At 40.8% G+C, this 25,591-nt stretch carries 34 protein-coding genes and 2 pseudogenes; 13 read left to right on the top strand and 23 right to left on the bottom strand.

Going from position 1 to position 25,591, the window contains the following annotated elements:
• The first annotated feature begins 22 nt into the window (after positions 1-22).
• From RMX69_RS23240 to RMX69_RS23230, 3 genes are all read left to right on the top strand, one after another.
• Positions 23-220, top strand: coding sequence for a hypothetical protein (locus tag RMX69_RS23240; protein ID WP_289794985.1), 198 nt, complete (start codon positions 23-25; stop codon positions 218-220).
• 459 nt (positions 221-679) lie between these two features.
• Entirely contained in the window at positions 680-1,642 is a 963-nt protein-coding gene (locus tag RMX69_RS23235) for a hydrogenase small subunit (RefSeq protein ID WP_322638835.1), read from the top strand.
• A gap of 212 nt (positions 1,643-1,854) precedes the next feature.
• Positions 1,855-3,450: a nickel-dependent hydrogenase large subunit gene (locus RMX69_RS23230; RefSeq protein WP_322638834.1), complete on the top strand. Its 1,596-nt coding sequence runs from the start codon at positions 1,855-1,857 to the stop codon at positions 3,448-3,450.
• 46 nt (positions 3,451-3,496) lie between these two features.
• Here the strand turns inward: RMX69_RS23230 and RMX69_RS23225 are convergent, their stop codons facing one another.
• The 3 genes from RMX69_RS23225 to RMX69_RS23215 all read right to left on the bottom strand — a co-directional run bounded on the left by RMX69_RS23225 (position 3,497) and on the right by RMX69_RS23215 (position 4,881).
• Entirely contained in the window at positions 3,497-4,105 is a 609-nt protein-coding gene (locus RMX69_RS23225; RefSeq protein WP_409878073.1) for a Uma2 family endonuclease, read from the bottom strand.
• A 157-nt stretch (positions 4,106-4,262) separates the two neighbouring features.
• Positions 4,263-4,667: a hypothetical protein gene (locus tag RMX69_RS23220; RefSeq protein WP_322638833.1), complete on the bottom strand. Its 405-nt coding sequence runs from the start codon at positions 4,665-4,667 to the stop codon at positions 4,263-4,265.
• Between the two features lie 4 nt (positions 4,668-4,671).
• Entirely contained in the window at positions 4,672-4,881 is a 210-nt protein-coding gene (locus tag RMX69_RS23215; RefSeq protein ID WP_289794981.1) for a hypothetical protein, read from the bottom strand.
• A gap of 148 nt (positions 4,882-5,029) precedes the next feature.
• On the opposite strand from RMX69_RS23215, the gene RMX69_RS23210 reads away from it, so the two are divergent.
• Positions 5,030-5,275 carry a type II toxin-antitoxin system Phd/YefM family antitoxin gene (locus RMX69_RS23210; RefSeq protein WP_289794980.1) on the top strand — a complete coding sequence of 82 codons (246 nt, stop codon included), beginning with the start codon at positions 5,030-5,032 and terminating at the stop codon, positions 5,273-5,275.
• The gene (locus RMX69_RS23205; RefSeq protein WP_322638832.1) at positions 5,272-5,670 is read left to right on the top strand and encodes a type II toxin-antitoxin system VapC family toxin; all 399 of its coding nucleotides are present in this window, start codon (positions 5,272-5,274) and stop codon (positions 5,668-5,670) included. Before RMX69_RS23210 ends, RMX69_RS23205 begins: the two co-directional genes overlap by 4 nt.
• 36 nt (positions 5,671-5,706) lie before the next feature.
• Here the strand turns inward: RMX69_RS23205 and RMX69_RS23200 are convergent, their stop codons facing one another.
• Positions 5,707-5,889, bottom strand: coding sequence for a type II toxin-antitoxin system HicA family toxin (locus RMX69_RS23200; RefSeq protein WP_289799877.1), 183 nt, complete (start codon positions 5,887-5,889; stop codon positions 5,707-5,709).
• A 45-nt stretch (positions 5,890-5,934) separates the two neighbouring features.
• Positions 5,935-6,144, bottom strand: a complete 210-nt coding sequence (locus tag RMX69_RS23195) for a type II toxin-antitoxin system HicB family antitoxin (RefSeq protein WP_289794978.1) — start codon at positions 6,142-6,144, stop codon at positions 5,935-5,937.
• Between the two features lie 233 nt (positions 6,145-6,377).
• On the opposite strand from RMX69_RS23195, the gene RMX69_RS23190 reads away from it, so the two are divergent.
• From RMX69_RS23190 to RMX69_RS23180, 3 genes are all read left to right on the top strand, one after another.
• Positions 6,378-6,800 (top strand): hypothetical protein, encoded by a 423-nt coding sequence (locus tag RMX69_RS23190; RefSeq protein WP_322638831.1) that lies wholly within the window; start codon positions 6,378-6,380, stop codon positions 6,798-6,800.
• A 479-nt stretch (positions 6,801-7,279) separates the two neighbouring features.
• Positions 7,280-7,819 (top strand): hypothetical protein, encoded by a 540-nt coding sequence (locus RMX69_RS23185; RefSeq protein WP_322638830.1) that lies wholly within the window; start codon positions 7,280-7,282, stop codon positions 7,817-7,819.
• Positions 7,820-8,015: 196 nt separating this feature from the next.
• Positions 8,016-8,486, top strand: coding sequence for a hydrogenase maturation protease (locus tag RMX69_RS23180; RefSeq protein ID WP_289794972.1), 471 nt, complete (start codon positions 8,016-8,018; stop codon positions 8,484-8,486).
• Positions 8,487-8,532: 46 nt separating this feature from the next.
• On the opposite strand, the gene RMX69_RS23175 is transcribed toward RMX69_RS23180, so the two are convergent.
• The 5 genes from RMX69_RS23175 to RMX69_RS23155 all read right to left on the bottom strand — a co-directional run bounded on the left by RMX69_RS23175 (position 8,533) and on the right by RMX69_RS23155 (position 13,047).
• The gene (locus RMX69_RS23175) at positions 8,533-8,907 is read right to left on the bottom strand and encodes a hypothetical protein (protein WP_289794971.1); all 375 of its coding nucleotides are present in this window, start codon (positions 8,905-8,907) and stop codon (positions 8,533-8,535) included.
• Between the two features lie 18 nt (positions 8,908-8,925).
• On the bottom strand, positions 8,926-10,212 hold the full coding sequence (locus tag RMX69_RS23170; RefSeq protein ID WP_322638829.1) for a nitroreductase family protein: 1,287 nt from the start codon (positions 10,210-10,212) through the stop codon (positions 8,926-8,928).
• Complete coding sequence (locus RMX69_RS23165) at positions 10,175-10,663, bottom strand: ankyrin repeat domain-containing protein (RefSeq protein WP_289794969.1); 489 nt, start codon at positions 10,661-10,663, stop codon at positions 10,175-10,177. The genes RMX69_RS23170 and RMX69_RS23165 overlap by 38 nt, the downstream gene beginning before the upstream one ends.
• Positions 10,664-10,984: 321 nt before the next feature.
• Positions 10,985-12,130 carry a homocitrate synthase gene (gene lysS, locus RMX69_RS23160; protein ID WP_289794968.1) on the bottom strand — a complete coding sequence of 382 codons (1,146 nt, stop codon included), beginning with the start codon at positions 12,128-12,130 and terminating at the stop codon, positions 10,985-10,987.
• Between the two features lie 35 nt (positions 12,131-12,165).
• On the bottom strand, positions 12,166-13,047 hold the full coding sequence (locus RMX69_RS23155) for an AAA family ATPase (protein ID WP_289794967.1): 882 nt from the start codon (positions 13,045-13,047) through the stop codon (positions 12,166-12,168).
• Between the two features lie 318 nt (positions 13,048-13,365).
• Between RMX69_RS23155 and RMX69_RS23150 the strand changes: the two genes are divergently transcribed.
• On the top strand, positions 13,366-13,575 hold the full coding sequence (locus RMX69_RS23150; protein ID WP_289794966.1) for a TOBE domain-containing protein: 210 nt from the start codon (positions 13,366-13,368) through the stop codon (positions 13,573-13,575).
• A 209-nt stretch (positions 13,576-13,784) separates the two neighbouring features.
• Here the strand turns inward: RMX69_RS23150 and RMX69_RS23145 are convergent, their stop codons facing one another.
• The 13 genes and pseudogenes from RMX69_RS23145 to RMX69_RS29495 all read right to left on the bottom strand — a co-directional run.
• A complete protein-coding gene (locus RMX69_RS23145; RefSeq protein ID WP_322638828.1) occupies positions 13,785-14,045 on the bottom strand; it encodes a FeoA family protein in 261 nt (86 codons plus the stop codon).
• 104 nt (positions 14,046-14,149) lie between these two features.
• Positions 14,150-14,449 carry a 2Fe-2S iron-sulfur cluster-binding protein gene (locus tag RMX69_RS23140; RefSeq protein WP_069069799.1) on the bottom strand — a complete coding sequence of 100 codons (300 nt, stop codon included), beginning with the start codon at positions 14,447-14,449 and terminating at the stop codon, positions 14,150-14,152.
• Positions 14,450-14,683: 234 nt separating this feature from the next.
• A complete protein-coding gene (locus tag RMX69_RS23135) occupies positions 14,684-15,055 on the bottom strand; it encodes a HesB/IscA family protein (RefSeq protein WP_069069800.1) in 372 nt (123 codons plus the stop codon).
• Positions 15,056-15,134: 79 nt separating this feature from the next.
• The gene (locus RMX69_RS23130; protein ID WP_289794964.1) at positions 15,135-15,941 is read right to left on the bottom strand and encodes a HesA/MoeB/ThiF family protein; all 807 of its coding nucleotides are present in this window, start codon (positions 15,939-15,941) and stop codon (positions 15,135-15,137) included.
• Positions 15,942-15,951: 10 nt separating this feature from the next.
• Positions 15,952-16,269, bottom strand: a complete 318-nt coding sequence (gene nifW / locus RMX69_RS23125) for a nitrogenase-stabilizing/protective protein NifW (protein ID WP_289794963.1) — start codon at positions 16,267-16,269, stop codon at positions 15,952-15,954.
• The gene (locus tag RMX69_RS23120; protein WP_322638827.1) at positions 16,266-16,481 is read right to left on the bottom strand and encodes a CCE_0567 family metalloprotein; all 216 of its coding nucleotides are present in this window, start codon (positions 16,479-16,481) and stop codon (positions 16,266-16,268) included. Before RMX69_RS23120 ends, nifW begins: the two co-directional genes overlap by 4 nt.
• A 135-nt stretch (positions 16,482-16,616) precedes the next feature.
• Positions 16,617-17,093, bottom strand: coding sequence for a NifX-associated nitrogen fixation protein (locus tag RMX69_RS23115; protein ID WP_069069803.1), 477 nt, complete (start codon positions 17,091-17,093; stop codon positions 16,617-16,619).
• The gene (nifX, locus tag RMX69_RS23110) at positions 17,090-17,503 is read right to left on the bottom strand and encodes a nitrogen fixation protein NifX (protein WP_012407194.1); all 414 of its coding nucleotides are present in this window, start codon (positions 17,501-17,503) and stop codon (positions 17,090-17,092) included. The genes RMX69_RS23115 and nifX overlap by 4 nt, the downstream gene beginning before the upstream one ends.
• 191 nt (positions 17,504-17,694) lie before the next feature.
• Positions 17,695-19,032, bottom strand: coding sequence for a nitrogenase iron-molybdenum cofactor biosynthesis protein NifN (gene nifN / locus RMX69_RS23105; protein WP_322638826.1), 1,338 nt, complete (start codon positions 19,030-19,032; stop codon positions 17,695-17,697).
• Complete coding sequence (nifE, locus tag RMX69_RS23100) at positions 19,032-20,414, bottom strand: nitrogenase iron-molybdenum cofactor biosynthesis protein NifE (protein WP_322638825.1); 1,383 nt, start codon at positions 20,412-20,414, stop codon at positions 19,032-19,034. The genes nifN and nifE overlap by 1 nt, the downstream gene beginning before the upstream one ends.
• A 99-nt stretch (positions 20,415-20,513) precedes the next feature.
• Positions 20,514-20,861, bottom strand: coding sequence for a Mo-dependent nitrogenase C-terminal domain-containing protein (locus RMX69_RS23095; RefSeq protein WP_322638824.1), 348 nt, complete (start codon positions 20,859-20,861; stop codon positions 20,514-20,516).
• A gap of 159 nt (positions 20,862-21,020) precedes the next feature.
• Positions 21,021-22,556 carry a nitrogenase molybdenum-iron protein subunit beta gene (nifK, locus tag RMX69_RS23090; RefSeq protein ID WP_289794960.1) on the bottom strand — a complete coding sequence of 512 codons (1,536 nt, stop codon included), beginning with the start codon at positions 22,554-22,556 and terminating at the stop codon, positions 21,021-21,023.
• A 242-nt stretch (positions 22,557-22,798) separates the two neighbouring features.
• Positions 22,799-22,966, bottom strand: a pseudogene (locus RMX69_RS29495) (nitrogenase molybdenum-iron protein alpha chain); the annotation flags it as partial.
• A gap of 519 nt (positions 22,967-23,485) precedes the next feature.
• Between RMX69_RS29495 and RMX69_RS23085 the strand changes: the two are divergent.
• The 4 genes and pseudogenes from RMX69_RS23085 to RMX69_RS23070 form a co-directional block, all read left to right on the top strand.
• A pseudogene (locus tag RMX69_RS23085) lies at positions 23,486-24,815 on the top strand (site-specific integrase).
• Positions 24,816-24,900: 85 nt separating this feature from the next.
• Positions 24,901-25,185, top strand: coding sequence for a DUF433 domain-containing protein (locus RMX69_RS23080; RefSeq protein WP_322638823.1), 285 nt, complete (start codon positions 24,901-24,903; stop codon positions 25,183-25,185).
• Complete coding sequence (locus tag RMX69_RS23075) at positions 25,182-25,355, top strand: hypothetical protein (RefSeq protein ID WP_322638822.1); 174 nt, start codon at positions 25,182-25,184, stop codon at positions 25,353-25,355. Before RMX69_RS23080 ends, RMX69_RS23075 begins: the two co-directional genes overlap by 4 nt.
• Positions 25,333-25,591 (top strand): hypothetical protein (locus tag RMX69_RS23070; protein ID WP_322638821.1); only part of this gene is annotated, 259 nt, incomplete at its 3' end. The genes RMX69_RS23075 and RMX69_RS23070, both read left to right, overlap by 23 nt.

Genomic DNA, 25,591 nt, shown 5'->3' with positions numbered 1-25,591 from the left:
GAGCCAGGAGGAGATAGGAAAAATGTTTGAATTAAATGACTTGAGGCAAACTAGATTTTTCCAAGATGTTTTTGAAGAAGGTAAACAAGAAGGTAAACAAGAAGTTAAGTTAGAAGTGATACCGCACTTATTAGCGTTTGCTTTCAGTATTGAGCAAATAGCTCAAGCGTTGGGTTTGGACGAACAAGTTGTTAGGCAAGCTGCACAACCAAAATCCTAAAACAACTGATATATAGTTGACGGGGCGCAAAGTTTAGTGCCCCTATTTTTGGCTCATTTATTACATAAAAATCTGATTACTTAAAATACTCATCACCTCACACGCATTAACAGTTGATAGTAATCATTAATCATTACATAGTTTTCTCCGTGAGAAGTTAAGCATGTTGAGAGAAGTTAAGCATGTTGAGTTTATTTAATGTCAACATTTAAAAACAAGAGGCAGTGTTTATTTTTACTATTTTAGATTTGTCATGTGTGTTGTATATAACAGACAGAGCTATTGAAAATAATCTTGAGAGCATTTCATTTATTGTTAATGATTAATTCTTTTTTAATGAAAGGAAATTAGATAAAAAAATATCTTACTATTGAAAAATAAATATTGATAAACAGGTGAGACTTTGCAAGGATTATCACCTACATCATGCATGGGAAACAATACAAAAACACCTAGCCGATGACTAACGTACTATGGCTACAAGGTGGTGCTTGTTCAGGCAACACCATGTCATTTCTCAATGCTGAAGAACCGACAGTCTGCGATTTAATTGCTGACTTTGGTATTAAGGTACTTTGGCATCCTTCCTTGGGGCTGGAACTAGGCAACGATTTGCAAACACTGCTACGGAATTGTATTTCTGGCACAATTCCCCTAGATATCTTGGTATTTGAAGGCAGTGTTGTTAACGCCCCTAACGGTACTGGCGAATGGAATCGGTTTGCCGATCGCGCTATGAAAGATTGGTTAGCAGACCTCGCCAAAGTTGCTAAATTTATCGTCGCGGTGGGAGACTGTGCAACCTGGGGAGGAATTCCTGCCATGTCACCCAACCCCAGCGAATCAGAAGGTTTACAATTTCTCAAACGTCAAGAAGGCGGCTTTTTAGGGAAAGATTTCGTATCGCAAGCTGGATTACCTGTAATTAATATACCTGGATGCCCTGCCCATCCCGACTGGATTACGCAGATATTAGTTGCGATCGCTACTGGACGCATAGCAGACATTGCTTTTGATGAACTAAATCGTCCCCAAACCTTCTTCAACACCTATACCCAAACAGGTTGTACTCGCAACGTCCACTTTGCTTACAAAGCTTCAACTGCCGAATTTGGTCAGCGCAAAGGCTGTCTATTTTACGACTTGGGTTGTCGTGGCCCCATGACTCATTCTTCCTGCAACCGCATCTTATGGAACCGCGTCTCATCTAAAACCCGCGCCGGAATGCCTTGTTTAGGTTGCACAGAACCAGAATTTCCCTTCTTTGACCTCAAACCAGGAACCGTATTCAAAACCCAAACAGTCATGGGAGTTCCCAAAGAATTACCGCCAGGGGTGAACAAAAAAGACTACGCCTTACTCACAATGGTCGCCAAAGACGCAGCACCACCTTGGGCAGAAGAAGACTTTTTTACTGTTTAGTCATTAGTCATTAGAGAATGTTTGAAAAGTCTACGCTTGTATTGAGATCCCCCCTAGCCCCCCTTTTTTAGGGGAATAACCTTCTCAAAGTCCTCCTTTTTAAGGAGGATTTAGGAGGATCTAAAGTTTTCGATACCTCAGTTACCATTTTTCAAACAACCTTTTATTGAACAACAAATGACAAATAACAAATGACAAAGGACAAATAACAAATGACAATTCAATCATTAGACATTTCGCCCGTTGGTAGAGTTGAAGGCGATTTAGATGTTCGAGTTGATATTGAACATGGAAGAGTAGTCAACGCCTGGACACACGCTGAATTATTTCGCGGATTTGAAGTTATCCTGCGTGGTAAAGACCCACAAGCTGGATTAATTGTCACGCCTCGCATTTGCGGCATTTGCGGCGGTTCTCACCTGACATCTGCATCTTGGGCATTGGATACAGCTTGGGAAACAGAAGTTCCCCGCAATGCAATTTTAGCGAGAAATCTTGGTCAAATTGTCGAGACAATTCAAAGCATCCCCCGCTATTTTTATGGTTTGTTTGCCATTGACTTAACCAATAAAAAATACCGCAATAGTCGCCATTATGAGGAAGCTGTTAGACGCTTTGCCGCCTTCACTGGCAAATCTTATGAACTAGGCATAACAATTTCCGCTAAACCTGTAGAAATTTATGCACTATTGGGCGGACAATGGCCTCATTCTAGCTACATGGTTCCTGGTGGTGTGATGTGCGCCCCAACTTTAACAGACATTACCCGTGCTTGGGCGCTTCTCGAATATTTTCGCACCAATTGGTTAGAACCAGTGTGGTTGGGTTGTTCTTTAGAACGCTACGAACAAATCCAAAGTTATGATGACTTCAGAGATTGGTTAGATGAAGACCGCAATCATCGAGATTCCGATTTAGGTTTTTATTGGCGGATGGGTTTAGATATCGGTCTAGATAGATATGGCGCTGGTGTTGGTAAATATGTCACTTGGGGATATTTAGCCCATGAAGATAAATACCAAAAGCCGACTATTGAAGGACGAAATGCGGCGATGATTATGAAAAGTGGAGTGTATGATAGCTTCGCAGACACTCACGTTTTAATGGATCAGTCATTTATCCGCGAGAATACAACTCACTCTTGGTACGATGAAGGGACAGAGGATATTCACCCTAGCGATCGCACCACTAAACCCACTGCAATCAATACCAAAGACTTCGATAACGCCTACTCTTGGTCGAGTGCAGTCCTTCACAAAGACTTCGGACGTTTGGAAACTGGCCCCTTAGCGCGGCAATTAGTAGCTGGCGGTAAACATGGCGAATCTTGGCAACACTACGACCCCTTCATCCTTGATGTCTTCAAACGGATGGGTGGCCCTAGTATTCATGTGCGTCAGCTAGCACGAGTTCACGAAATTGTCAAGTTATATCGCCAAGCTGAACACTGTTTGCGCGAATTCAAGTTAAACGATCCTTGGTATATTAAACCTACAGAAAAAGATGGACGCGGTTGGGGTGCAACGGAAGCAGCGCGGGGTTCCTTATCTCACTGGGTGGAAATAGAGGGCGGTAAAATTAAGAATTACCAAGTTATTGCCCCTGGTACTTGGAATATTGGCCCTCGTGACGGTGAAGGAATCCGCGGCCCCATTGAAGAAGCTTTAATTGGCACACCCATTTACGATTCTAGCGATCCGGTGGAAGTTGGTCATGTGGCGCGATCGTTTGATTCATGTTTGGTGTGTACAGTCCACGCCCATGATGCGAAGACTGGTGAGGAGTTGGCACGTTTTCGCACAGCTTAAGTCTCAAAATATCAGATCATCTACCACAACCCACATTGAGTGCTGCTTAATGGCACTGCAAAACTTGAACAGCAGTCAACTTTAGATCAGCAAATACAAGCGAAGCGATCGCACTATCTCCTAAATACACCTTCTCCTCATAAAAACCCTCTACCCATTCCAGAACTGTCACTCGCTGTTGTATCGGATCAACAATCCAATACTCAGCGATACCCCGTGCGGCATACTCAGATCGCTTATAGCGATAATCACGACTACTCTGATTTGGACTTACCACTTCAACCACTAATAACGGCGGTGGCATCTCTGGCATTACCGTAGATCGTTTAGCCCCCTCCATCGCCGTCGCCAACTCCTCAGAAAACACCACTAAATCAGGAACGCGCACCCGTGAGCCAGTAGTCATAATTTCTGTTTTCATCGACAGCCGATAAGCAGGAATACCCAGTTGCACAAAGCAGACAAGGATAAACATGGCAATTCGTCGATTTATCTCACTCTCAGCCGTTATCAGAAGCAATTCTCCATCTTCAAACTCATAGAGAGCATCTGTACCATCGTCATAATTAAAGAACTCCTCAAGAGTCATATTCCCAGATGCAGCTTTATCTAATGTGATTGCCATAATCACCTTACCTTCTGGTAAAAACATCATTAGCTTACTACTATCACAATATCTCTAGGACTTACCCGTTTAATTTAATTATCAGGTGGGTTAGTCATAAGCTCACTTTACAACTTACTGGATTAGCCATATACCTACGCTAAGGTATAGCCAGTCGTAGATATCGCTTCACAGATTATATTTATTACTAAGATTTTGGTTCGATCTCAAATTCAAGTTTGGAACGGTAGAAACACACATCAAACTCTAGGAAAAAGTTTGTCTGTCCAAAAATTAAGGGTACATTCGCTCTTCTCACCCAAGCAAATACCAGTTGAACTGGCGTAAAATTACCGATCTCAACGTTTGCCAAGAATGGCATTGCTGGCAGATTGCTCAGGTTGCCTGCTAATTGAATAATCGCCCTGCTATCATCCCAAACCCCACCTAACTCAATACCAATTTCATAGAGTAGAACATTTACAGTTGCACCACTGTCCACCAGTCCAAGAGCTTCAACCGCACTATCTCCTAGACAAAGACGCAGTGGAATCCGTGGCAAACTGTCAAACTCATTTTGAGAAGTATCAATAGTCGAGTATTTGAATCGCATCTGGTCACATTTGATCTGTCTGTTTCAATGCCTGCATAAGAACTTCACCTGCACCAAACGAATTGTAGGGAGTAGGCAAATCATAGGTTTTAAATGGTTCTAGAGGCGAAATATCTTCGTTAGTATCCAATTCTTGTGCCAAAATGCGGATTAGCTTAAGTTTTTCTGATACAGACAGTTTGCGGACAGCAGGAAGTAGCTCACTGAGTGTCATGTTTCGCGCTCCATTTATCCAACCAGGCTCACTTATAGCTTACTAGATCCGTTATCCAACTGAGCGTAGGCGTAGCCTGTCGTAGACATCGCTCTTGCACCACTATGACAATCAGACTAAACTTAGTTTGCAGGCTTAGTTTAATCTTATGGAAACCGTAAATATTCATCAAGCTAAAACGAATCTCTCAAAGCTGTTGTCACGCGTAGAACTTGGAGAAGAAATCATTATTTCCAACCGAGGTATTCCTGTTGCTAAGTTGGTTCCGTTTCGCTCCTCATCAAATCGACTCAATAGTTTAGGGCAGGATCAAGGGCGTTTCGTAGTACCAGATGATTTCAACGCGCCTTTGCCAGAAGATATTTTGGTAGCATTTGAGGGCGGTGAGGAGTGAAACTTTTGCTAGATACGCAGTGCTGGTTATGGTGGTTTGCCCAACCAGAGCTTTTAAATGAAGCAGCGATCACCCATATTGCCGATGAAACCAATGAATTGTGGCTCTCAGTTGCTAGCATTTGGGAAATGGGGATAAAAGTTGCGATCGGCAAGTTACCACTGTCAGATCCCATAGACAGTTATATTTCTAGTCGGATGGGGGTGTTGGCAATGCGCTCTCTAGAAATTACAGCTTCTCATGCTTTACAAGCGGCTGCGTTACCTTTGCACCACCGAGATCCTTTTGACAGAATGTTGATCGCACAGGCTCAGATAGAAGATATGACGCTTGTGAGTGCCGATTCGATGTTCAATCAGTACGACATTTCACTACTTTGGGCAGCCAAATCCTGAGATTTTAACATTTGATTTCTGGTTAAGTGTTAAACCTCATCGCCACTCCAGCATTTCTTCAATCGTCAAACCAATATCACTCGCAATCTGCCGTAGCAACCTTGGTGAGATGTCACGCCCTTTGTGGAATGGGACTGTTGTTCCTCGTCCATCTTCGTGTCGAAACTGTTTGTGTGAGCCTTTCTGACGCACCTCCACAAACCCAAGCTTCTCCAATATTCGTACAACTTCTTAGGGTTTCAGAATAGGAATATTACTCATGGTCTACTGAACCACAATCTGTTGTATACCTACAAACTCTGTCTCGAATACCAGATCCTCGTCCTCTAGAAGCATTTCAATAACTTCACGCAAATTTTCCTGCAATTCATCCAAGGTTTCGCCTTGAGAATGCGCTCCAGGAAAGCCAGGGACATAGCCCACATAGAACTTAGTATCAGAATCTCTTTCAACGATCGCAGTAAAAGTTTTCATATCATAATCATATACAAGGCTCACTTTACAGCTTACTGGATTAACCATCTACCTAAGCGATCGCCCAAAAGATAAATTTGGGGAAAATGAAAGAGAAATAACCTATTCCCAATGCCCTATTCCCAATGCCTCATATTCAAAACTCGTAGCGTAACACACTAAAACTTATAGAAATAGTGAGTTAGGCTTGCCTTAATGCATTTGCATAAAACAGCAATTTACACGGTAAGCTTGTGTCTGATTTAGCGCTACATAATTATCTTCCTCGCGTTCCCGATGCAGCATTGCAAGAATACATAGAATGGTGTGTTTTAGAGCAAGCTCAAGCCGCAGAATGTAACTTTACTCCTGATAGAAGTAAGTTAAATAATTTGCCACCAGAAGACTACGTTCCGAAACTAGTAGAGCAGTTCATGAAAGTTAAACCAGACCCAATTAAAGCCGGTTTGGTAGCTGCGATCGCTGGCAAAGAAGCTGACAAACATGGTTTATCTGGTTTAGCGATCGCTGCTGATTTTGTATCTCTTTATGTCAAGTACTTAATTCCTAAAGAAGGAAGTACTAAAGAACAGGCTGAAGAGATATTAACTAAAGTGTCACAAGATCAGTATGATAAACTGACTGAAGTTGCCAAGAAACATGGTGTAGCTTTATAGTTTCCTGCTGATAAGTTACTTCTTCAGAGGCTTTGTCTATACTATTAGCCAAAGCCTTTTGTGTAACCCTGCATTTTGCAGATTATGGTAACAACTTAAAGTAATCGCAGTGTCTTGAACGAACAAGCTCAAAGTCACGACAATTTAGTGTCAAAAATTTCATAATTATGTTGCATGAGACAAACATAATTTCTGATTTTATTGCTGTCAATCTCATCCGATGAATAATTGATTGCTGTTCTTTCAAAGCCAACTGAAAATAAATTATTTTGGATAGCGATAAATTTATCTTCATCCATACTATTATGAAGCAGCAATAAAGTATATATTAAGTCAATATAAAATATTGATTAACTGTCTTAACTGTCTTAACTGTCCTTGCATCTTGAATAGCGATCGCTAGATGATACGAACACGGTCTTTAAAAAAGCCAAACTAATCAACCAAATCATTTTTAGTTTAAGATAGAGGTTAACATTATGATGCTAGGTGGACTTCTTCCGCCGATCGGTTTGCAGATCCCGCTCAGTGGCTACACGGTAAATACACCGCTGAGAGTGGATGTCTTAGGGATCATTACGCTGGACTTTAAGGGAGGGCTTCTAGTGCGAGTAGAGGCCAACCTCGCAGGTGGTCTTGGTGGCGTTAAGCTAAAGGTGATCGGTCTCGAGTTCTCGGCTGATAGTCCTGTGCTCGGCAAGGTTACCATCAGTCAGGCCGATATCGACGAGACGCCGCTCAGCCTGCTCGAAGTTACCAAGAATATGCCGCCGACTTTTCGGCAGACTATGTTTCTGGATTTAAATGTGACAATCGAGAAGCCACCAGGCGGCGGTCCGCCCCTGGTGCTGTCGAACACTAAGACGGCTACACTGCTCAACGACAACCTTACGATGTTTCCGCCGCAAGGTGCCGTTTACCAATTACAGCAACCAGTAGACCTCGCGCCAGTCGGAGCGCCGAACCAGGTCGTTGCCCAGCTTCTCCAGTTCCCCGTCACGTTGTCGCACAACCCGTAACAAGCCGGACTGGGGGCTGTCATTGTAGAGTGAACTACCTACATCCACCGCGATCGCAGTGGATGTAAGGTTCTGGAATTCCTGATTAGTCGTCTATCTCCAAATTTTCATTTATCTCTATTCTAGTAATACAATGCGATCGTCAAACTTAGCCCCCAGTTTGCGATCGATAGACTAAGCGAATAAAATTTATCCCATGCTCACTATTATTGGTTGCGGAAATCTCAATCGCAGTGACGACGCAGTAGGCGTAATCATTGCTCAACGTTTACAAAAATATCTAGCTGAAAACCCTCATCCTCATGTGCGAGTATATGACTGTGGCACCGCAGGGATGGAAGTAATGTTTCAAGCTAGAGGTAGTAAACAATTAGTAATTATTGATGCAAGTTCAACAGGTTCTGAACCGGGTGCTGTGTTTAAAGTTCCAGGAAAAGAACTGGAAGCAATGCCCGAACCTAGTTATAACTTGCACGATTTTCGTTGGGATAATGCTTTAGCCGCCGGACGGAAAATCTTTCAAAATGACTTTCCTGAAGATGTGAAAGTTTATTTAATTGAAGCGGCAAATCTTAGTTTGGGACTGGAATTAAGTCCTGCTATCAAACATTCTGCTGATTTAGTTTTTGAAGAGGTAGCTGCACTCATCAGCCAGAATAATAAGTAAAAATTTCTAACTCTTGTACAGACGCGATTAATCGCGTCTCTCTTATCTATGCCCAATCCCGATAAACAGAAAGTTCATCTACCCTCATCTCAAAAGGTATACCTTGACTTTCTGGCGGACAAACACGGATTTTAGCACTGTTAACAATTCCATATAGCAATGTTCCCATTGGCACAATTTTTTGTAAAACACGCCAATTAATAACTTGATCGGGACATTCAATTACCAATGTCAGAGCATTGGCGTGCGTTGTGACATACCACCGACAATCAGACAGTAGATTTTGAATGGTGCGATCGCACGCGTCATAAAAGTATCTGCTAATAGAATACTCTAATTGCTGCCGCAGTATAATATCAGCAGATGTCGGTTGCATCGGATGTGAATCATCACCATTTAAGTAATACATCTTTTTAGCCATCTCTCTTTAGCTTCCTGCTTATATTCCAATCACCATTCCATAAAGTACATCTTTATTCGTTTCTAATAATTCTTGGGTTTCGTCATCATAATATGCACCAATTCCACTACACTCAATTCCCAAATAATTACTAGTTAAATAAAGTCTTTGTCCGAGAAAACCAGCTATTTGCATAGCAGTTTGATAATTTAAATAATCTGACACAAAAAATAAAGTTACTGCGCCATCTCTAGCAATAGCCTGATTAATACATAAGTAACCTGTCTTTTCGCTAAAATTACCTGCTTTAACCAGATGTGTACCTCTATATAACCCAGGTGTCATTTTTTCTACTCGATGCACCACTGAGTAAATTTCTATTTCCTCATAGTTTTCTGTCGGTATTGACTGTTGAAGTTGTTGCACTACATATAAATAATCTTCTTGAGAAATAGCCTCTTTCCGGAAACGTCTAATAGAACGTCTATCCCAAACAGTTTGATAAAATTTATCCCGATCGAAATCAAATTGAGGATACTCTAATTTTTGCTGACGACTCTTTTCTAGAGTAGTTGCTTGATAAGCATCTTCAATAAATTGATTGGATTCAAAATAATCAGTACCAGAGACAAAAGGAACTTTCAGCCTTAAGCTTCTGATTTTCTTGTCTTGTATTTCTCCTGACACCGCACAAGCAGTAATAAACTCTTTATTCTCCAATCCCAAATCAGAATTGAGAGCGAGTTTATCAAAGTCAAAAATTAGTTGTATATCTCGGTTGTGGAGAAAAGCTGAAGCTGCGATCGCACCTAAATGGTGTCCGCTATCTAAGAAGCAATATCTTATGCTTCTATTTTGATATTTCCAGCTAGACCTATAATAAACACAACTAATTAAAAAGATGAATCCGTTGATACATTTACCCGGTATAATATAATTCTCCAACCCATCATCAATTAATTCATAGATGAGAGTTAGACAATTATTCTCAACTTCTAGATGGTATATACCATTTACCATTCCCTCAATTCCACGAACCTGTACGTAAACTTCCGTAGGATACAGAGCGCCTGCTGATGGATTCACTCGCAGTTTATAAGGGCCATCTTTATATACTTTTTCTAGTGTTATCGCACTGGTTAATGAGATAAAAGAGTGAACAGGATTATTGAGATTTAATTTCACTCTCCGATAAAACTTGGGATAAACTTTAAATGCAGATGGCTGTGTTGAAGCATCTACATAATTTGGATCGAGTTGTACCGATAAGTAAGAATGCTTGGTAGCGTCATGATAAGCTTTGCCCAATATCTGACTTGATGGCATTTTTAATTATCCTTAAGACTTCTACGTTGCTAGCAAAATCTATCGCTTTATAATCGTCTAAGTTTTTTAAATATAAATTAGGATGATGTTCTAAAAGTAACTTGACGACTTCTGTCTTTCCGGCTGATGCTGCGTACATTAAAACAGTTGCACCGTTATCATTTTGGTTGTTAATGTCAATGTTATGAGCCAAGAGTAAATTAATTAAATCGTAGTGATTACCAAAACAAGCAAACCATAAAGCATTGTTGCGATCGCTATTTCGAGCATTAATATCTACGCCTGTATCAATTAGCTCTTTGACGACTGTATAAACTCCTTCTCTTGTCGCTTTCATTAAAGCTGTATCACCATTTTCACCTGGCTGATTCAAATCGCCAGGATTATAGCCTTTTGCTATTAGCCATTGGGTTGTTACGCCACTCAATTTTTGACTGTTGGTTAGATTCATAACTACTCCTAAGTTAACTTTTTTACTAATATAAATTTGCTTGGCAAATAGAATGGTGAGCAATGCTCACCATTTTTGCAAAAATGTTATTTAAATCCTTTTAACTTACATATATGCTATCAATTTTATAAGTTTAAATTATGAATCATTTATAAAGAACAGCAAACATTCATCTTAAAAAAGCTTGAAAAATAATGGAAAAGCAGTAATTTTTACAGTTTTCTTACATCAGATAGATTAATAGCAGATATAGGTGGATTTAGATCCCCAACTTCTTGAAGAAGTCGGGGATCTGCACTTGGACAGTAAGTGTGTATATTTTCAAATTGACTGACAATGATAAGAATATAAAATATTATCTACATCTTCGATGGTAAGACTTTGGTTATCAGCTAAAGCTTTCAATCTATGGGTAATATCTTTAAGCTGGGATAAATTAAAGGAAAGTCCTAATTCATTAGCTCGGTGATTAACCGCCTGTTTTCCAGCCAATTTATGATTAATTAAAATTGAGCGCGTTACACCAAAACTCCGGGGATTAATAGCTTCATAAGTCTCCGAGTTATTGAGCATAGCTTTAGTATGAATACCAGCTTTATGACTAAAAGCACTTTCCCCAAAAACACAATGGTTAAAAGGAATAGAAATCCCAACTTTTCTCGCAACTAATTCATGCAAGTAACCAAGTTCATCCAAGCGATATTTAGACTTAATCTGCTCTGGATTTGTAGCATATAACCTCGCAATAAATCCAGCTAGTGAGGTAATACCATTTCGCTCACCAATACCCAGAACACAAGTATCAATATGAGTTGCACCCGCTTCCAGTGCTGTATAACTGTTAGCATTTGCACATTCTGTATCATTATGACCATGAAACTCAATATCTAAATTAGTGAATTGGCGCAAAGTTTTCACTAATTCAAATACTTGCATTGGGGTAATAATTCCTACTGTATCGGCAATTCCTATGCGTTTGACAACTCCTAACTTTTCAATCTCAGAATAAATTGTAATTAAATCTTCTATGGAAGTGCGTGACGAATCCTCAGCCGAAAACCGTAACTCAATATCGGGGGCTTGTTGATGAATAAAAGTTAAAACTTCAGATGCTAAATCAATAATTTGATTAATATTTTTACCATGACTAAACTGACGCATCAAAGAAGAACTACCAATAGTTAAATTAATCCCAGCGACGCCTGTTGCTAAAGCGACTTTAGCATCTTCTAAGTGACAGCGAATGTGAGTTAATATTTTGGATGGCAAGCCTAACCTAGCTAATCGTTCACAGTCTCGTCTAGACTGAGGTGAAGCAATTGGTGACGTTAACTCTATATATTCTACTCCAAATGCAGCAAGGGCCTCAGCAATTTCGACTTTATCATCTGAAGAGAAATTGGCTTTGACGAATTGTTCACCTTCACGGAGAGTACTTTCTACAATTGCAAATTCAGATAGCGACATTGAGTAATCCCTATACTAATTCTTACTAAGGATATTCACTTGTTAGTTTTTATATTAACAGATTTGCATAATTGAGAAATAATTGCTTTGGCTGATTCTTGGGGACTGGTTATAGTATCAATTATAAGAGAGCGATCGCTTGTATCCATCGCTTCTAAAATCTGTTTTGTCGGAACCGAATCATAGTTCTGACTCTCTTCCACAAATATTTTTAGTTTTTCTCGCAATTCTACACCTGTAACAACTTGTTTGCTTACAAGTTCTAAGATTTGTTGTTCTTCTTTAGGAGTAAAATAAGCAGAAGCCTCTGGTACGCCTAAACTAGCAAAATTGCTCAGTACTTCTGGGATAATTTGCATACGATCGTCTAATTCTTGATTAGCAATTCGATCAAAAGAATCATGACGTTTTAGAAGCCTTTCTAAACGCACCGTATTTGGTGCGGTCAACATTACAAATTTAGCATTTTTTAAAGCTGTAGCTGCATAGCGAACCTCATTTTCACCACGCAAACTATCGAAAACTAACATAGAGTTTACTTCTTGTGGATTGATGTGTAGAGAAGCTAAAATGTGACCCATTCCACCAGGAAAGTATTCTCGATAAAGGCGAGTATAAGTTAAACGTTTAATCCGGCAATGAGGCTGCATGAGTTTCTCTTGCATTTTTAACATTGGCGCAATTATCACGCGTTCGGTTAAAACACGACGATTAGGTAAAAGTGTAAAATCCAAGCCTTCTTCAGCCAAAGCTTTTGTGATTGTGCTTTTCCCCACACCAGTCATACCTACTATAATAAGTAAGGGAAAACTTGTTATTGGCAACCAATCTTTAGGAACAGGAAATCCTACACCTCCAACTGGACTTAAATGTTCAAAAAATAGATTTGGTCTTGTTGTATTAACTTGATGCTGCACAATATAAACCTCTTTTTAGTTTAGTCATTATAAGTACATAAATATTTTCTAGCTTCGGTACTTATACATAATTAACTAGCTGTGTTAAATGAATGATCATATCCATCAATAGTTAGTTTTTTTAAATTTTTTATCTTACTTTTTGCAGCAAGTGACTACCACGCCTATTTTTGTAATTCTTGTCAAGCAGAGATACTACTGTTAAGTAAATGAGGATTATTTCAAAATTATTAAGATATCTTAAAAAAAGCTAGTTTTAAAATCAAAACTTGCTAACTTAACTAAGGTATAAATAGTTCAAGATAGTGAATTAAAAACATGGAAATTAGCGCTCGTAATTCTCTTAAGGGTACTGTCAAAAAAGTTGTACATGGTTCAGTTAATACTGAGATAACTTTAGAACTAGCGCCAGGAGTAGAGCTAGTGTCAATCATCACAAAATCATCAGCAGAAAAGCTAGGACTTGGAGAAGGTAAACAGGCTTATGCCGTGATTAAAGCATCAGATGTGATAGTTGCTGTTGATTAAAAAATAGAGTGGCTTCCTTTGCAAGCTACTCTATTTTTCATATCAAATTGCATTTATATAATTTAGTGACAAAAAGAGTGCAATAACTTAGTTTGGTGTAATTACAGCAATCATATTAGATTTTTAAGAATTGAAAATCATAGTTCCCCGACTTATTTAAAAAGTCGGGTATTTTATTTCTCATAAATAATTAAGGATATACATAAATGCTAATTAGTGGAATTATCACTAACGCGAACATAAATCGCTCGGACACTTTCTAAATCTAGTACAAAATCTCTGTTATCAATCTTGAGGATAAAAGAGGGAAAATCTTGCTTTAAACTAATATGAGTTCCTGTTACTATTCCCATGAATGTAAGTTTTTTCAAGATTGTTTTATCCTGAGTTTTACAGAAAATTACGATTCCTCGCTCTCCTATTCTCAATAACTCTAATGAACAGCCAGTAACACTAAAGCTGGTAAACATTTTAATTATAAATTAGGAATTGTGAAAGGAAGAAGGAAGTATATTTTCATCCTTCGTCCTTCATGTTTTATTTGGTCGCTAAAGGCAGCAACCAAAGTAGTAACTTAGACCAGATATGCTTCTTGATGTGTCTTAATTGTGCAATTAGAACGAGGATAGGTTACACAAAGTAGAGCGTATCCTTTAGAAACCTGATCGTCATCTAAAAAGTTTTGATCGTCTTGATTAACTTCACCTTCGACAACTTTACCAACACAGCTAGAGCAGGAACCTGCATGACATGAAAAGGGCAACTCAATACCATTTTCTTCTGCTGCTTCCAAGATTGTCGTTTCTTCGTCAACTTCAATTGTGGTGTCGATGTCTTCTTTTTTGTTGATTAATCTAACTTGGTAGGAAGCCATTTTCCGATTCTCCTCAAACGTTATACAGTTGGTGTAATTTCTGAAGTTTTTGAGCAACCTATCCTACTTTTTGCTTCCCTTCTTCTTACAGAGATGCTAAGTTCAGTTAGCTTCTTTATAGGGGTAAAAGATGCAAAGCGAACTAGAAGCTATTTCAAGGGCATTGAAACTCTGCGGAGTGTGTCTATGGGAAATCTCTACAATTGACTTAGCACTAACGAAATGATGTTAGCTTTAGCTGCAAGGTACACCAGTAGGCGTACCATCGTCTGTTTTAAAGGACTTGCCACAACCGCAGGTATCAGTTGCATTGGGGTTGATGAATTTAAAACCGCTTTCCATCACTCCCTCAACGAAGTCAACGATAACTCCGTCTAATAAGGGCGCACTTTTGGCATCAACGTAAACTAGCACTTTGCCTTGCTGGCTTACTAGATCATCTGGTTGGGGCTTGCTGGTGATATCGATCGCATATTCATAGCCACTGCAACCACCATCTCTTACCGAGATGCGGACACCTTTAGTTGCGCCATTAGCGTCGGGTGCTGAACCTTTGAGGAATGCTCGCAGATGAAATTCTGCTTTTTCTGATAAAATGACGGCCATTAAGTCTCCTGATTTGTAGCGATTAGTTGTTTTGATTTCAGGTGGGGATTGTCCTTTGTCATTTGTCTTTTGCTAATGACTAATGACTATGTTGTGTAATACCTGTGGGTTCCATCGAATTGGATTGTGCGTGTCTCCAAGGCGCACTATTGCCGCATACTGGACAAGAGCGATCGCGGTGAGAACGGCGTTTAGCAAATTCCATTCGATTTAAGTCGATTGTCAGCAATTGCGATAATAGAGGCTGACTAAACCCGGTGATCAGCTTGATTGCTTCCAGTGCTGTTAGACAAGCTAGGGTTCCAGAAACAGCGCCTAGAACTGAAAAGCCGCGCTGATCCCACTCAGGCTTTTCTGGAAACAGACAAGACAAACAAGGAGTCACACCAGGAATAATCGTTGTCAGGTAAGCCTCCATCCCATTCATTGCAGCTTCCACCATTGGCTTACGCGATCGCACACAGGCTTCATTTAACAAATTGCGCTCTGTAAAGTTGTGGGCGCAATCAAGAGCCATATCAGCCGACTGCACTAACGAATCTACATTTTCCGGGGTGATGTAATCATGAACAATTTCCACTTGGACATCAGGATTAATCGCATCCAGAGTTTCTTTAGCTTTGAATACCCTTGGCTTACCTACCCAATCATCAGTCATGAGAACCTGACGATTCATATCATCTAGCCGCAAGTCACCACCCCGGACTAGGATTAGCCGCCCAACGCCCGCTACTGCTAAGTAAAGCGCCGCTGTACCGCCTAATCCTCCCACACCTGTAACCAAAACTGTCGCTGACTTTAGGCGTTTCTGTGCTGTTTCGCCAAAATTTGGAAGCATCATTTGGCGACGATAGCGTTCTAATTCGGTAGGCGTTAGGTTAACCAATTTATACCTCCTAATCAGAAGTGATTTCTGTCAGTGTGACTACATTTTTCGGCTTGTCGTTAAACACTTTGAACAGCTTTTGTTCATAAGCTGTCGATTCGATAAATAGCTGATAAGCTTTTTGCAAAGCTAAAGAATATTGATTTAGTCTCTCTTCTTGACTCAAGTCAGGAGAATTATCATCAATTTCCTGCATGTGTTGAGAAAACTTTTTCAGAATATGTAGACGATGCACATTCACAACTTCTAAGTCGTAGGACATATTAAAGAATTGAAAAAATTCTTCTGCATCTACGAGCTTCTTGAATTCATCCATAGTTCCAGTCATTTAGCATTCTCCAATTGTTTCAGATGTTGCTTAAGTTCATCTAACTGGCGATAGATTTCATAAGTTGCGGTGGCAACATCCATAAGTTGTTTGTAATCTGTTGGCAGACCTTCAGCTAAATCATGCAGATCCATTTTCATTTGACCTGCTTTACTGTTGAGCCGTCTGATTTGTCCTTGTAGTTCCTCAATACTCGTTTCTTCTGCTTGCACAATCAGCCACTCCTTTTCTAAAAGTTAGGAGTTAGAAGTTATGAGTTATGAGTTATAAATCAGGAACTGTAGATCATGAATTATCAGTTAATAGTTAATTCAACTCCTCACTCCTAACTCCTCACTCCTAACTATTTAAATTTTCCCAACTTCAGGAAAACGTTTCGCCAAATCAAGACCTTTTTTGACGTAGTTTTCTCCCTCTTCTGCTAATTTCTCTACTGAGTCAAAGCCAAAGCGATGGGCATCTCGCAGGGTTTTCACGGTTAGCAAAAGACGACCAGAAAAGACTAGGGCCCAGCCAAATCCTTCATGGCTCAAATCAACTACAACCTGGGATATTAAACCTGTTTCTTGTTCAATCCCAGCCGCTACAGCCCGAAAAAATGCCATAATCCGGGCTTGAGTTACCGGATCAACTTCGCCCTCAACGGAGATTTCCCGTTTCTTTTGTTTGGTGACAATAAAGGGTTTGAGAATCAACTCATCCGACCAAGTACGATAAACTCCATAACTGTCTTGACCACGGATTTGTTTGATTAATACCTTAAGAAAAGGTGAGTTCAAGACTTCAGTTGTAGCGGTTCCGTTAACACTATTATTTGCGGTCATACTGTTGCTTCGTCTTCAATTTCATCAGCAAAGTTTGTGGTTTTTGGCTGCAAAGCTTTACGCAACCAAGGTGGAGGATTACCTTTGAGGGTTTTCACTAGCTTATTTAGCACTTCACTAATTTCTTCTTCTTCCGATCGCGCCTTCACTGGGGTGACACCTTTCTTGATTAACCGAGCGGCGGCACTACCACCAATTGCTGTTACGTAAACAATCGTACAGTCACCTATTGCCTCAAGTTTTGGGGTGATTTTGTCTTCATTACCATCTTCTTTGAGTTCGCCTTCAAAGGTGAGGGTTTCTACGAAGTGATATCCCTCATCGGTAATTTCGTAAACATCAATCATTTTTGCCCATCCAAAGTGGGCGTTAATATGAACTCGGTCGCTCGTCGTGAAGGCTATTTTCATTGTAATTCTCCTCTCTAAAGTTTTGAATTTTGAAGCAATACGGTTCAGTTAGTGATATTTAGCTTTGGAAGATCCCCCCAACCCCCCTTAAAAAGGGGGGCTAATTTAAGACTTGCTCTATTCCCTCCTTTTTAAGGAGGGTTAGGGAGGATCAATTCTTAACTGAACTGTTTTGAATTTCAAGTGTGAATTCAAAACTCAGCGCCGACAATTCCGAACTCTTGGAACTGCTTAACTCTCGCTTCTTCTGCCTCTAAAAACAGGTTGCCGATACCAAATAAAAGCTCCATCGTGCCTCGATAGCCAACTTTGGTAAATTGACCATTACCTAAGCGGTCATAAATGGGCAATCCTAAACGATAAAGAGGAATCGAGAGGCGTTTTGCGATCGCACCCACATTCGAGTTACCAATCAGCAAATCAGAACCGCCCGCTAGACTCTCAAAGTCTTCTAAATCGCCGATGGTAATGCTTTTAACTGGGAGTTTTTCTAAGAGAGGCGATCGCGTGGTTGTCACCACAGCATGAATTTGACTACCCATCGATTGCAGGAAATGCACTGTTGACCACAACAAGTCTGGTTCCAATGCTAAAGAAACTCGTTTTGCACCGAAGTAAAAGTGAGTGTCCAACATTGCATCTTGCAACTGACGACGTTGGCGGCGATATTTTTCGGGTACGCTATTACCGCTCAGAATCGCCAATGCTTGGATAAATTCATCTACTGGTTCTAATCCTGTTAGTTCGCCAAACACCTCATAAGGTGTGCCAAAGCGTTCTTCCAGAATCTTGGCAGCCCCCCGCATACTTTCACCTAATGCCAGGGTAAAGGCAGAACTACCGACTTCTCGTAGCTGTTTTAAGGTAGTTCCACTGACTGTAACCGCACTATAATTATCCTCTAAATGTCCATCTAGAGAAGCGCCAAGGTCAGGTACAAAGATCGGCACTAATCCAAAGGACGTTACCATCTCTTTGATTTCCTGTACATCCCCAGGTGTGAAAGCAGAACCCGCCAAAATTGTGACTTGTTCAGTTCTGAGTCCACCCGCGCGAGGAATTTCCTTAACTATGCTTTCGACAGCGACAGCAAAGCCATCTTGCAACGCACCTTTAAAATCTGGGGTTGGTGCAAAAACGATCGCTAAATCATTCAATTCGGGATGGCGATCGCGGATTTCCTTCAGAAACCCTTCAATATCATCGCCTCTAGTTTCCGTTAACCCAGTGCTACATAAACCAATAATTTCTGGATTAGCTTTTTCTACCAGAGTGAGAATTGCTTGCTCCACATTCTCTTCGCCACCTAAGATTGTAGTGACTTCCGTCATTGCTGTGGTAGCTAAAGGAATCGCTTCCCGGAAATGCCGCACTAGGACAACTTTGGCGAAAGCAGTACAACCTTGGGAACCGTGGAATAAGGGCATTGTCCCTTTCAATCCCAAAAAGGCTAAGGTTGCGCCCAAAGCTTGACTCTGCTTGAGGGGATTAACTGTCAGTGCTTTGTTAGAAGCGGTAACGATCGCCATTAAACTTCCTCCTCTTCTTCCCAAGGAGCGGGTTTGCGTATTTGTTCCCAAATCGGGCTATACAAAGCTTCGTACAGTTCCCGCGCCATTTCAATCATTCCCACATAACCTGCATAAGGATGGTGGCGTTCTTGGTTGATATCAAGGAAAGGAATCCGAGCTTTCAAAGCTGTGTATTGGTTACGTCCACCAGCAATCAGCATATCTGCGCGAGTGTCTTTAACCAGTTGTAGCAATTCTTGAGCGTTGCCTTTCTCCAGCATGATGCCATCGTTGCCAATCAACTTCTTGATTTTGGCTTTATCTTCTTCAGTACTTTTTCGAGTACTAGTAGCAACAACTTCAATGCCTAAGTCTTTAGCAGCCGATATAATCGACCAACTCTTAACACCACCTGTATACAACACAACCCGCTTACCTTTGAGTCGAGCGCGATAGGGAGCTAATGCCAAATCTAAAGCAGCCGTTTCTTCTGCAATTAGCTTTTCTGTCCGCTCCTGTAAATCAGCGTCGCCTAATTTAGCGGCGATGTTTCGCAGACAGCGATTCATATCATCGATGCCGTAGAAAGACTCTTCAATGTAAGGGATGTTGTAACGCTCCTCCATCTTTCTTGCCATATTGAGCAGCGCTCGTGAGCAGATCATGACGTTGAGCTTGGCACGGTGGGCGTAGCGAATTTCATTGTAGCGAGCATCGCCCGTAATTTTAGACAGAATACGGATGCCTAATTTTTCTAGCAGTGGTGTTACTCCCCACATTTCCCCGGCGATGTTGTATTCACCGATTAAGTTAATATCATAGGGCGTTGTATGTTCCGGTTCTGCTGTTCCGACAACATATTCTAATAAAGCTTCACCACCAAAACGGTTGCCCAGATTTTTACTGCCAATGAATCCTGGGGCAATGACGGGAACAACAGGAATACCAATTTTCTCAGCCGCCGCTTTGCAGACAGCATCCATATCATCGCCAATTAAGGCTGTAACACAAGTGGCGTAGACGAATACTGCTGCTGGTTGGTAACGCTCTTTGAGTTCCAGAATCGCTTTGTAGAGCTTCTTTTCGCCACCAAAGATGACATCATTTTCACCCAAGTCAGTCGTAAAGCCCATTTTGTAGAGTTGCGGGCCAGACGACAGACTACCACGACTGCCCCAGGAATTACCAGCACAGGCGATCGGCCCGTGGACTAGATGCGCTGCATCTGCGATCGGCACTAAAGCAATCATTGCACCATCAAAGGCACAGCCCCCTTGAGCCGCGCCAGGTTGTGCCTGTTGAGCGCATGATTTGTTTTTCTTTTCTGCTTGTTTGTGCTGATTATGTTCGCATCCTGTCTCAGTCAGCAGCTCGTTGATTTTGCCTTGGGTGCTTTTCATCTCTCTTCTCTTAATTGTTAATTGTCCTTTGTCATTTGTCATTTGTCCTTTGAATAACTAATGACTAATAACTAATGACTAATGACCAATGACTAATGACTAACAAATGTATCTTGTGACATCCTCTCCACATACATCAGCGAGGTAAGATAGAGCGCGGAAACGCAATCCTACAAATTCGTCATATAAAGGATTGAGTTTACATAGTGGTGGGATATCAATAGTCTTCCCAAATAATTTAATTTGTCGCTCAAAGGGACAACAACAAGGAATTGTTTGACAAATTAGATGAGCGATGCGATTATTTTTAACCTGAATTCCATCCACTACACTACGCAACGGATTAAGAAGATTGTGGAACCATCCTGGTTTTTTTTGATTAGGTGGATGGTAATTAGGATGAGGATGAGTGTGAGTATGTTCGTGAGTGTGATTGATGGTTTCCATCTATAAATTCCTTGGGTAAATGCTATCAAGAAAAAGGGGAGTTGGGGATTGGGGATTGGGGATTGGGCATTGGGTTTGGATATTTCCCTATTCCCTATTCCCTACTCCCTATTCCCCTTCTTCACCCTTTAATTAACACGTTGTGTTTCTACGCAATTTCTAACGAATCAAGTCGTAGGAAATATCTGTCTTAGAAGGAATGTTGGTGTTGCGATCGATTTCTTCAAACAGGGTGTTTACAGTCCAGTTGAGGAGGTTGATCACGCCTTGATAACCAATGGTGGCGTAGCGGTGTAAGTGGTGGCGATCCATGATGGGGTAGCCGATTCTCACGAGGGGAATCTTGGTGTCGCGCCACAGGTACTTACCGTAGGTGTTACCAACTAAGAAATCTACTGGTTCGGTGAACAACAATGAACGCATGTGCCACAAGTCTTTACCAGGCCAAACAGTTGCATGTTGACCGAAGGGGCTAGAAGCAAGCAATTCTTTGATTTCTGCTTCAAATACTTCGTTGCTGTTGTGAACCAAGATATGCACAGGTTCAGCACCCATTTCTAGCATAAAGCCAACTACGCTGTATACTAAATCTGGTTCGCCGTAGATAGCGAAGCGCTTGCCGTGAATCCATGAGTGAGAGTCAGTCATGGCATCAACTGCACGACCGCGTTCGATTTCCAATTCTTCAGGAATGGGGATACCGCTCAATTCGCTGAGTTTCATCAAGAACTCATCAGTACCCTTAATGCCCCAAGGACGGGAAACTGAGGTTGGTTGCTTCCATTCTTTTTCGATGTACTCGCGGGTTTTTGGTGTAGAGTGTGCTTGCAGAGCGATCGTAGCTTTCGCATTGATTGAATCTGCTGCATCTTCTAGCTTTGTACCACCTGGGTACATATCGAACTCACCTGTGTTTGGTGAATCGAGGTAGTCGCTGTTGTCGGCTAGAATTGTGTAGTCAAAGCCGAACAAAGAAGCAATCCGCTTGAGTTCGCGGTTGTTGCCTACGTAGGTATCAAAACCTGGGATGAAGTTGATTTTACCATTGCTGGTTTCTTTCTTATGACCTGCGGTCAAGTTAGAAAGAATTCCCTTCATCATGTTGTCGTAACCAGTGATGTGGGAACCGACAAAGCTAGGGGTGTGAGCGTAAGGTACTGGGAAATCTTGAGGAACTGAACCAGCTTGCTTAGAGTTGTTGATGAAGGCTTGTAAGTCATCACCAATTACTTCTGCCATACAGGTGGTGCAGACAGCGATCATTTTGGGCTTGTAGAGTTGGTAAGAGTTCGCCAAGCCGTCAATCATGTTTTGCAGACCACCAAACACGGCTGCATCTTCAGTCATTGAAGAAGATACACCAGAGAATGGTTCTTTGTAGTGACGGGTTAAGTGGGTGCGGAAGTAAGCAACGCAACCTTGAGAACCTTGAACGAAAGGTAGAGTACCTTCAAAACCAACAGCAGCAAAGATTGCTCCCAATGGTTGACAACCTTTAGCAGGGTTAACGGTTAAAGCTTCACGAGCGAAGTTCTTTTCACGATAATCCCAACCCTTTGTCCACTCTGCAACCCGTGTTACTTCTTCGGGGTCGTGACCGTTTTCAAACTGCTTTTTGTTTTCAAATAGCTGTTGGTACTCAGGCTGGTGGAATAACTCGACGTGATCTTGAATTTTTTCTGGATTCTGAGGCATTTCTGGATCTCCAAGCTTACTGAATTCTTTACTAATTGAGGTGTGAGTGGGATAGAGACGCGATTAATTCGTTACAGACGCGATTCATCGCGTCTCTACAAGGGAGTGGGAATATGATTCAAAATTCAAAATGCAAAAATCAAAATAAATTTTTAATCTTTCAATTTTGAATTTTGGATTCCCAACTCCCCCCTGGGGTTTTAGCCCCAGGTTATCCTTACTTATCTCACTCTCCCATTTCCCTAAACGGCAGCCTTAGCCTTAGCTTCAGCCTTCTTAGCCTGAGCTTTTTCATTCCAAGGAGCGCCAATTAATGACCAGGTTGGGCTGTTGAGTGCCAAGTCCATATCACGTGCGAAGATGGCAAAGCCGTCATAACCGTGATAAGGACCGGAGTAATCCTTTTGGTGGTTTAATTTTTTTCAACAGCCTAATGTTTGCAGTAAGCAATGTCTCTGCTAAACATTGTTTTCTGAGAACACATTTATTTTTAGCCTAAATATAGGCTAAAAACAGCGATGCATAATCAGGTTCAGGACTCACGCATCATCTAAATGTTGTCCTGAGCCAAGGCGTTGCTGAATAAAGTGATGATTCTTGTAGGGTGGGCATCCTGCCATTGGTGTCAAGTTAAGCTCAAACTTACTATGTCAATAAGTATTTAGGCTTAAAAATTCGGTTTTCAAGGGACAAAAAACGAACTTTTTCAGGGACTATTAATGCTTTGTTTATTAGCATCACTCCCAGCTTGTGTATATAAGTCAGAAAAAGTTCCCCTTTATACTTCGTTCCTAACAAAACCTATCGTTGACAAATGGGTTTTAACCTTAAGTTGACACTAATGGCATCCTGCCCGCCTGGAAATACAAGGGACGGGCAAGATGCCCATCCCACAAATATGCAACACCGCCTGATGTTTATGTTTATCTCTGCAATCACAGCAACAAAGAACGCACGATGAAAACAAAAGTACTATTGGAATTAGAGAAAGTTAATCTGCGTTTGAAGTCTGCAAAGGCAAAGGTGACAATTAGAGAATCGAATGGAAGTCTGCAATTACGAGCGACGTTACCAATTAAACCGGGAGACAAAGATAGTAATGGTACTGGGAGAAAGCAATACAATCTCAGTTTGAATATTCCCGCTAACTTGGATGGACTCAAGACGGCTGAGGAAGAAGCCTATGAATTAGGTAAGTTAATCGCTCGTAAAACGTTTGAATGGAATGATAAGTATTTAGGAAATGAGGCAATTAGAAAAGATTTTCAATCTATAGGGGGATTACTTGAAAAGTTTGAAGAAGAGTATTTTAAAACTCACAAACGCACAACTAAAAGCGAACATACTTTTTTTTATTACTTTTCCCGCACCAAGAGATTTACGAATCCTCAAGATTTAGCTACTGCTGAAAATCTGATAAGTTCAATTGAGCAAATCGATAAAGAATGGGCTAAGTATAATGCAGCTAGAGCGATCGCAGCATTTTGTATGACATTCAATATCGAAATTGATTTATCAAAATATTCCAAAATGCCGGAGAATAATTCCCGCAATATACCGACCGATGCAGAAATATCTGAGGGAATTCTCAAGTTTGAACATTATCAACATAACAGAGGTAATCAAGTTAATCAAAATGTTCAAGATAGCTGGCAACTTTGGCGCTGGACGTATGGAATGTTAGCAGTTTTTGGTTTACGTCCACGGGAACTTTTTATTAATCCTGATATTGATTGGTGGTTGAGTCAAGAAAATGTAGATTTGACATGGAAAGTTCATAAGGATTCTAAGACTGGTGAGAGACAAGCATTGCCATTACATCGGCAATGGATTGATGACTTTGATTTGAGGAATCCTAAATATGTAGAGATGTTAAGGGGTGCGATCGCTAAAAAAGATAACACTAATCATGCTGATATAACGGCGTTAACACAGCGAGTTAGTTGGTGGTTTCGCAAGATAGGATTGGATTTTAAACCGTATGATTTGCGTCACGCTTGGGCAATTCGGGCGCATATTTTGGGAATACCAATTAAAGCGGCGGCGGATAATTTGGGTCATAGTGTGCAAGTTCATACCCAAACTTATCAGCGTTGGTTTTCGCTAGATATGCGAAAGTTGGCGATTAATCAGGCTTTAAGTAAGAGAAATGAGGTTGAGTTGATTAGGGAGGAAAATGCTAAGTTGAGGATGGAGAATGATAAGTTGAGATTGGAGGTTGAAAAGTTGAGAATGGAAATGGTTTATAAACAAAGTTAAATTTACTGATGAATCATACCAGTTTTAAATAATTTGCTATGATTTATAGGTGAAAAATCATCCAAATAAACCCATTAAGATATTTATGTCGGCTACTGATATTGGAACACTGATTGTTAAGTCACCTGAAACTCTAGGGGGTCGTCCTCGCATTGCTGGTACTAGAGTTTCTGTTCAACGCATTACAGCTTGGTATAAACTTGTGCTGAATGCAGAAGAAATTGCTGAACGCATGGGAAATGTAAATCTTACACAAGTCTATGCTGCTCTAACTTATTATCACGCTAATCGAGAAGAAATTGAGACGTATATTTCCACTGAAAAAGCAGATTACAAGCGATTAGCCACAGAAATGGGGCAAGCAATATGAGTCAAATTCGATTATTTATTGATGAAGACTCAATGGATCAGCGATTTATCAAAGCATTGAGAGCGAGGGGGGTAGACGTTACAAGTGTTGGTGAAGTTGAAACGATTAGTTCTAGCGATAAGGAACACTATCGACCGAGTTGGCCCTGTGCCAATCAAGAGAGAAATTAAGCTTGAAAGTAATGAAATTCAACTCGAAGCAACGGGAGAATATATCTTTGGTACACAGCGTTTATCAGATTTAGTTTCTGTTATCGACGGACGTGACCCTAAAGCTTTATTTAATGAGCCAAATAGTAATGTTAAAAGCAGTGCTGACCTCCTGCTTGCTCGTATCCCCGTTGGTACGGGTGCAAAAGTGTTGAATGTTAAGAGAAATCCGATAAAAACAGCCCAAAATATGTTAA

The organism is Nostoc sp. EspVER01 (genome assembly GCF_034530635.1).
In the GTDB taxonomy this organism is placed as follows: Bacteria; Cyanobacteriota; Cyanobacteriia; order Cyanobacteriales; family Nostocaceae; genus Nostoc.
The sequence above is the reverse complement of the archived record's forward strand: the minus strand, read 5'-3'. Positions and strand labels throughout refer to the sequence as shown.

Coding starts and splice junctions, on each gene's coding strand:
- RMX69_RS23240 (WP_289794985.1), top strand. CDS start 23: ATGTTTGAATTAAATGACTTGAGGCAAACTAGATTTTTCCAAGATGTT.
- RMX69_RS23235 (WP_322638835.1), top strand. CDS start 680: ATGACTAACGTACTATGGCTACAAGGTGGTGCTTGTTCAGGCAACACC.
- RMX69_RS23230 (WP_322638834.1), top strand. CDS start 1,855: ATGACAATTCAATCATTAGACATTTCGCCCGTTGGTAGAGTTGAAGGC.
- RMX69_RS23225 (WP_409878073.1), bottom strand. CDS start 4,105: ATGATGTTTTTACCAGAAGGTAAGGTGATTATGGCAATCACATTAGAT.
- RMX69_RS23220 (WP_322638833.1), bottom strand. CDS start 4,667: ATGCGATTCAAATACTCGACTATTGATACTTCTCAAAATGAGTTTGAC.
- RMX69_RS23215 (WP_289794981.1), bottom strand. CDS start 4,881: ATGACACTCAGTGAGCTACTTCCTGCTGTCCGCAAACTGTCTGTATCA.
- RMX69_RS23210 (WP_289794980.1), top strand. CDS start 5,030: ATGGAAACCGTAAATATTCATCAAGCTAAAACGAATCTCTCAAAGCTG.
- RMX69_RS23195 (WP_289794978.1), bottom strand. CDS start 6,144: ATGAAAACTTTTACTGCGATCGTTGAAAGAGATTCTGATACTAAGTTC.
- RMX69_RS23185 (WP_322638830.1), top strand. CDS start 7,280: ATGATGCTAGGTGGACTTCTTCCGCCGATCGGTTTGCAGATCCCGCTC.
- RMX69_RS23180 (WP_289794972.1), top strand. CDS start 8,016: ATGCTCACTATTATTGGTTGCGGAAATCTCAATCGCAGTGACGACGCA.
- RMX69_RS23175 (WP_289794971.1), bottom strand. CDS start 8,907: ATGGCTAAAAAGATGTATTACTTAAATGGTGATGATTCACATCCGATG.
- RMX69_RS23170 (WP_322638829.1), bottom strand. CDS start 10,212: ATGCCATCAAGTCAGATATTGGGCAAAGCTTATCATGACGCTACCAAG.
- RMX69_RS23165 (WP_289794969.1), bottom strand. CDS start 10,663: ATGAATCTAACCAACAGTCAAAAATTGAGTGGCGTAACAACCCAATGG.
- lysS (WP_289794968.1), bottom strand. CDS start 12,130: ATGTCGCTATCTGAATTTGCAATTGTAGAAAGTACTCTCCGTGAAGGT.
- RMX69_RS23150 (WP_289794966.1), top strand. CDS start 13,366: ATGGAAATTAGCGCTCGTAATTCTCTTAAGGGTACTGTCAAAAAAGTT.
- RMX69_RS23145 (WP_322638828.1), bottom strand. CDS start 14,045: ATGTTTACCAGCTTTAGTGTTACTGGCTGTTCATTAGAGTTATTGAGA.
- RMX69_RS23140 (WP_069069799.1), bottom strand. CDS start 14,449: ATGGCTTCCTACCAAGTTAGATTAATCAACAAAAAAGAAGACATCGAC.
- RMX69_RS23135 (WP_069069800.1), bottom strand. CDS start 15,055: ATGGCCGTCATTTTATCAGAAAAAGCAGAATTTCATCTGCGAGCATTC.
- nifW (WP_289794963.1), bottom strand. CDS start 16,269: ATGACTGGAACTATGGATGAATTCAAGAAGCTCGTAGATGCAGAAGAA.
- RMX69_RS23115 (WP_069069803.1), bottom strand. CDS start 17,093: ATGACCGCAAATAATAGTGTTAACGGAACCGCTACAACTGAAGTCTTG.
- nifX (WP_012407194.1), bottom strand. CDS start 17,503: ATGAAAATAGCCTTCACGACGAGCGACCGAGTTCATATTAACGCCCAC.
- nifN (WP_322638826.1), bottom strand. CDS start 19,032: ATGGCGATCGTTACCGCTTCTAACAAAGCACTGACAGTTAATCCCCTC.
- nifE (WP_322638825.1), bottom strand. CDS start 20,414: ATGAAAAGCACCCAAGGCAAAATCAACGAGCTGCTGACTGAGACAGGA.
- RMX69_RS23095 (WP_322638824.1), bottom strand. CDS start 20,861: ATGGAAACCATCAATCACACTCACGAACATACTCACACTCATCCTCAT.
- nifK (WP_289794960.1), bottom strand. CDS start 22,556: ATGCCTCAGAATCCAGAAAAAATTCAAGATCACGTCGAGTTATTCCAC.
- RMX69_RS23080 (WP_322638823.1), top strand. CDS start 24,901: ATGTCGGCTACTGATATTGGAACACTGATTGTTAAGTCACCTGAAACT.
- RMX69_RS23075 (WP_322638822.1), top strand. CDS start 25,182: ATGAGTCAAATTCGATTATTTATTGATGAAGACTCAATGGATCAGCGA.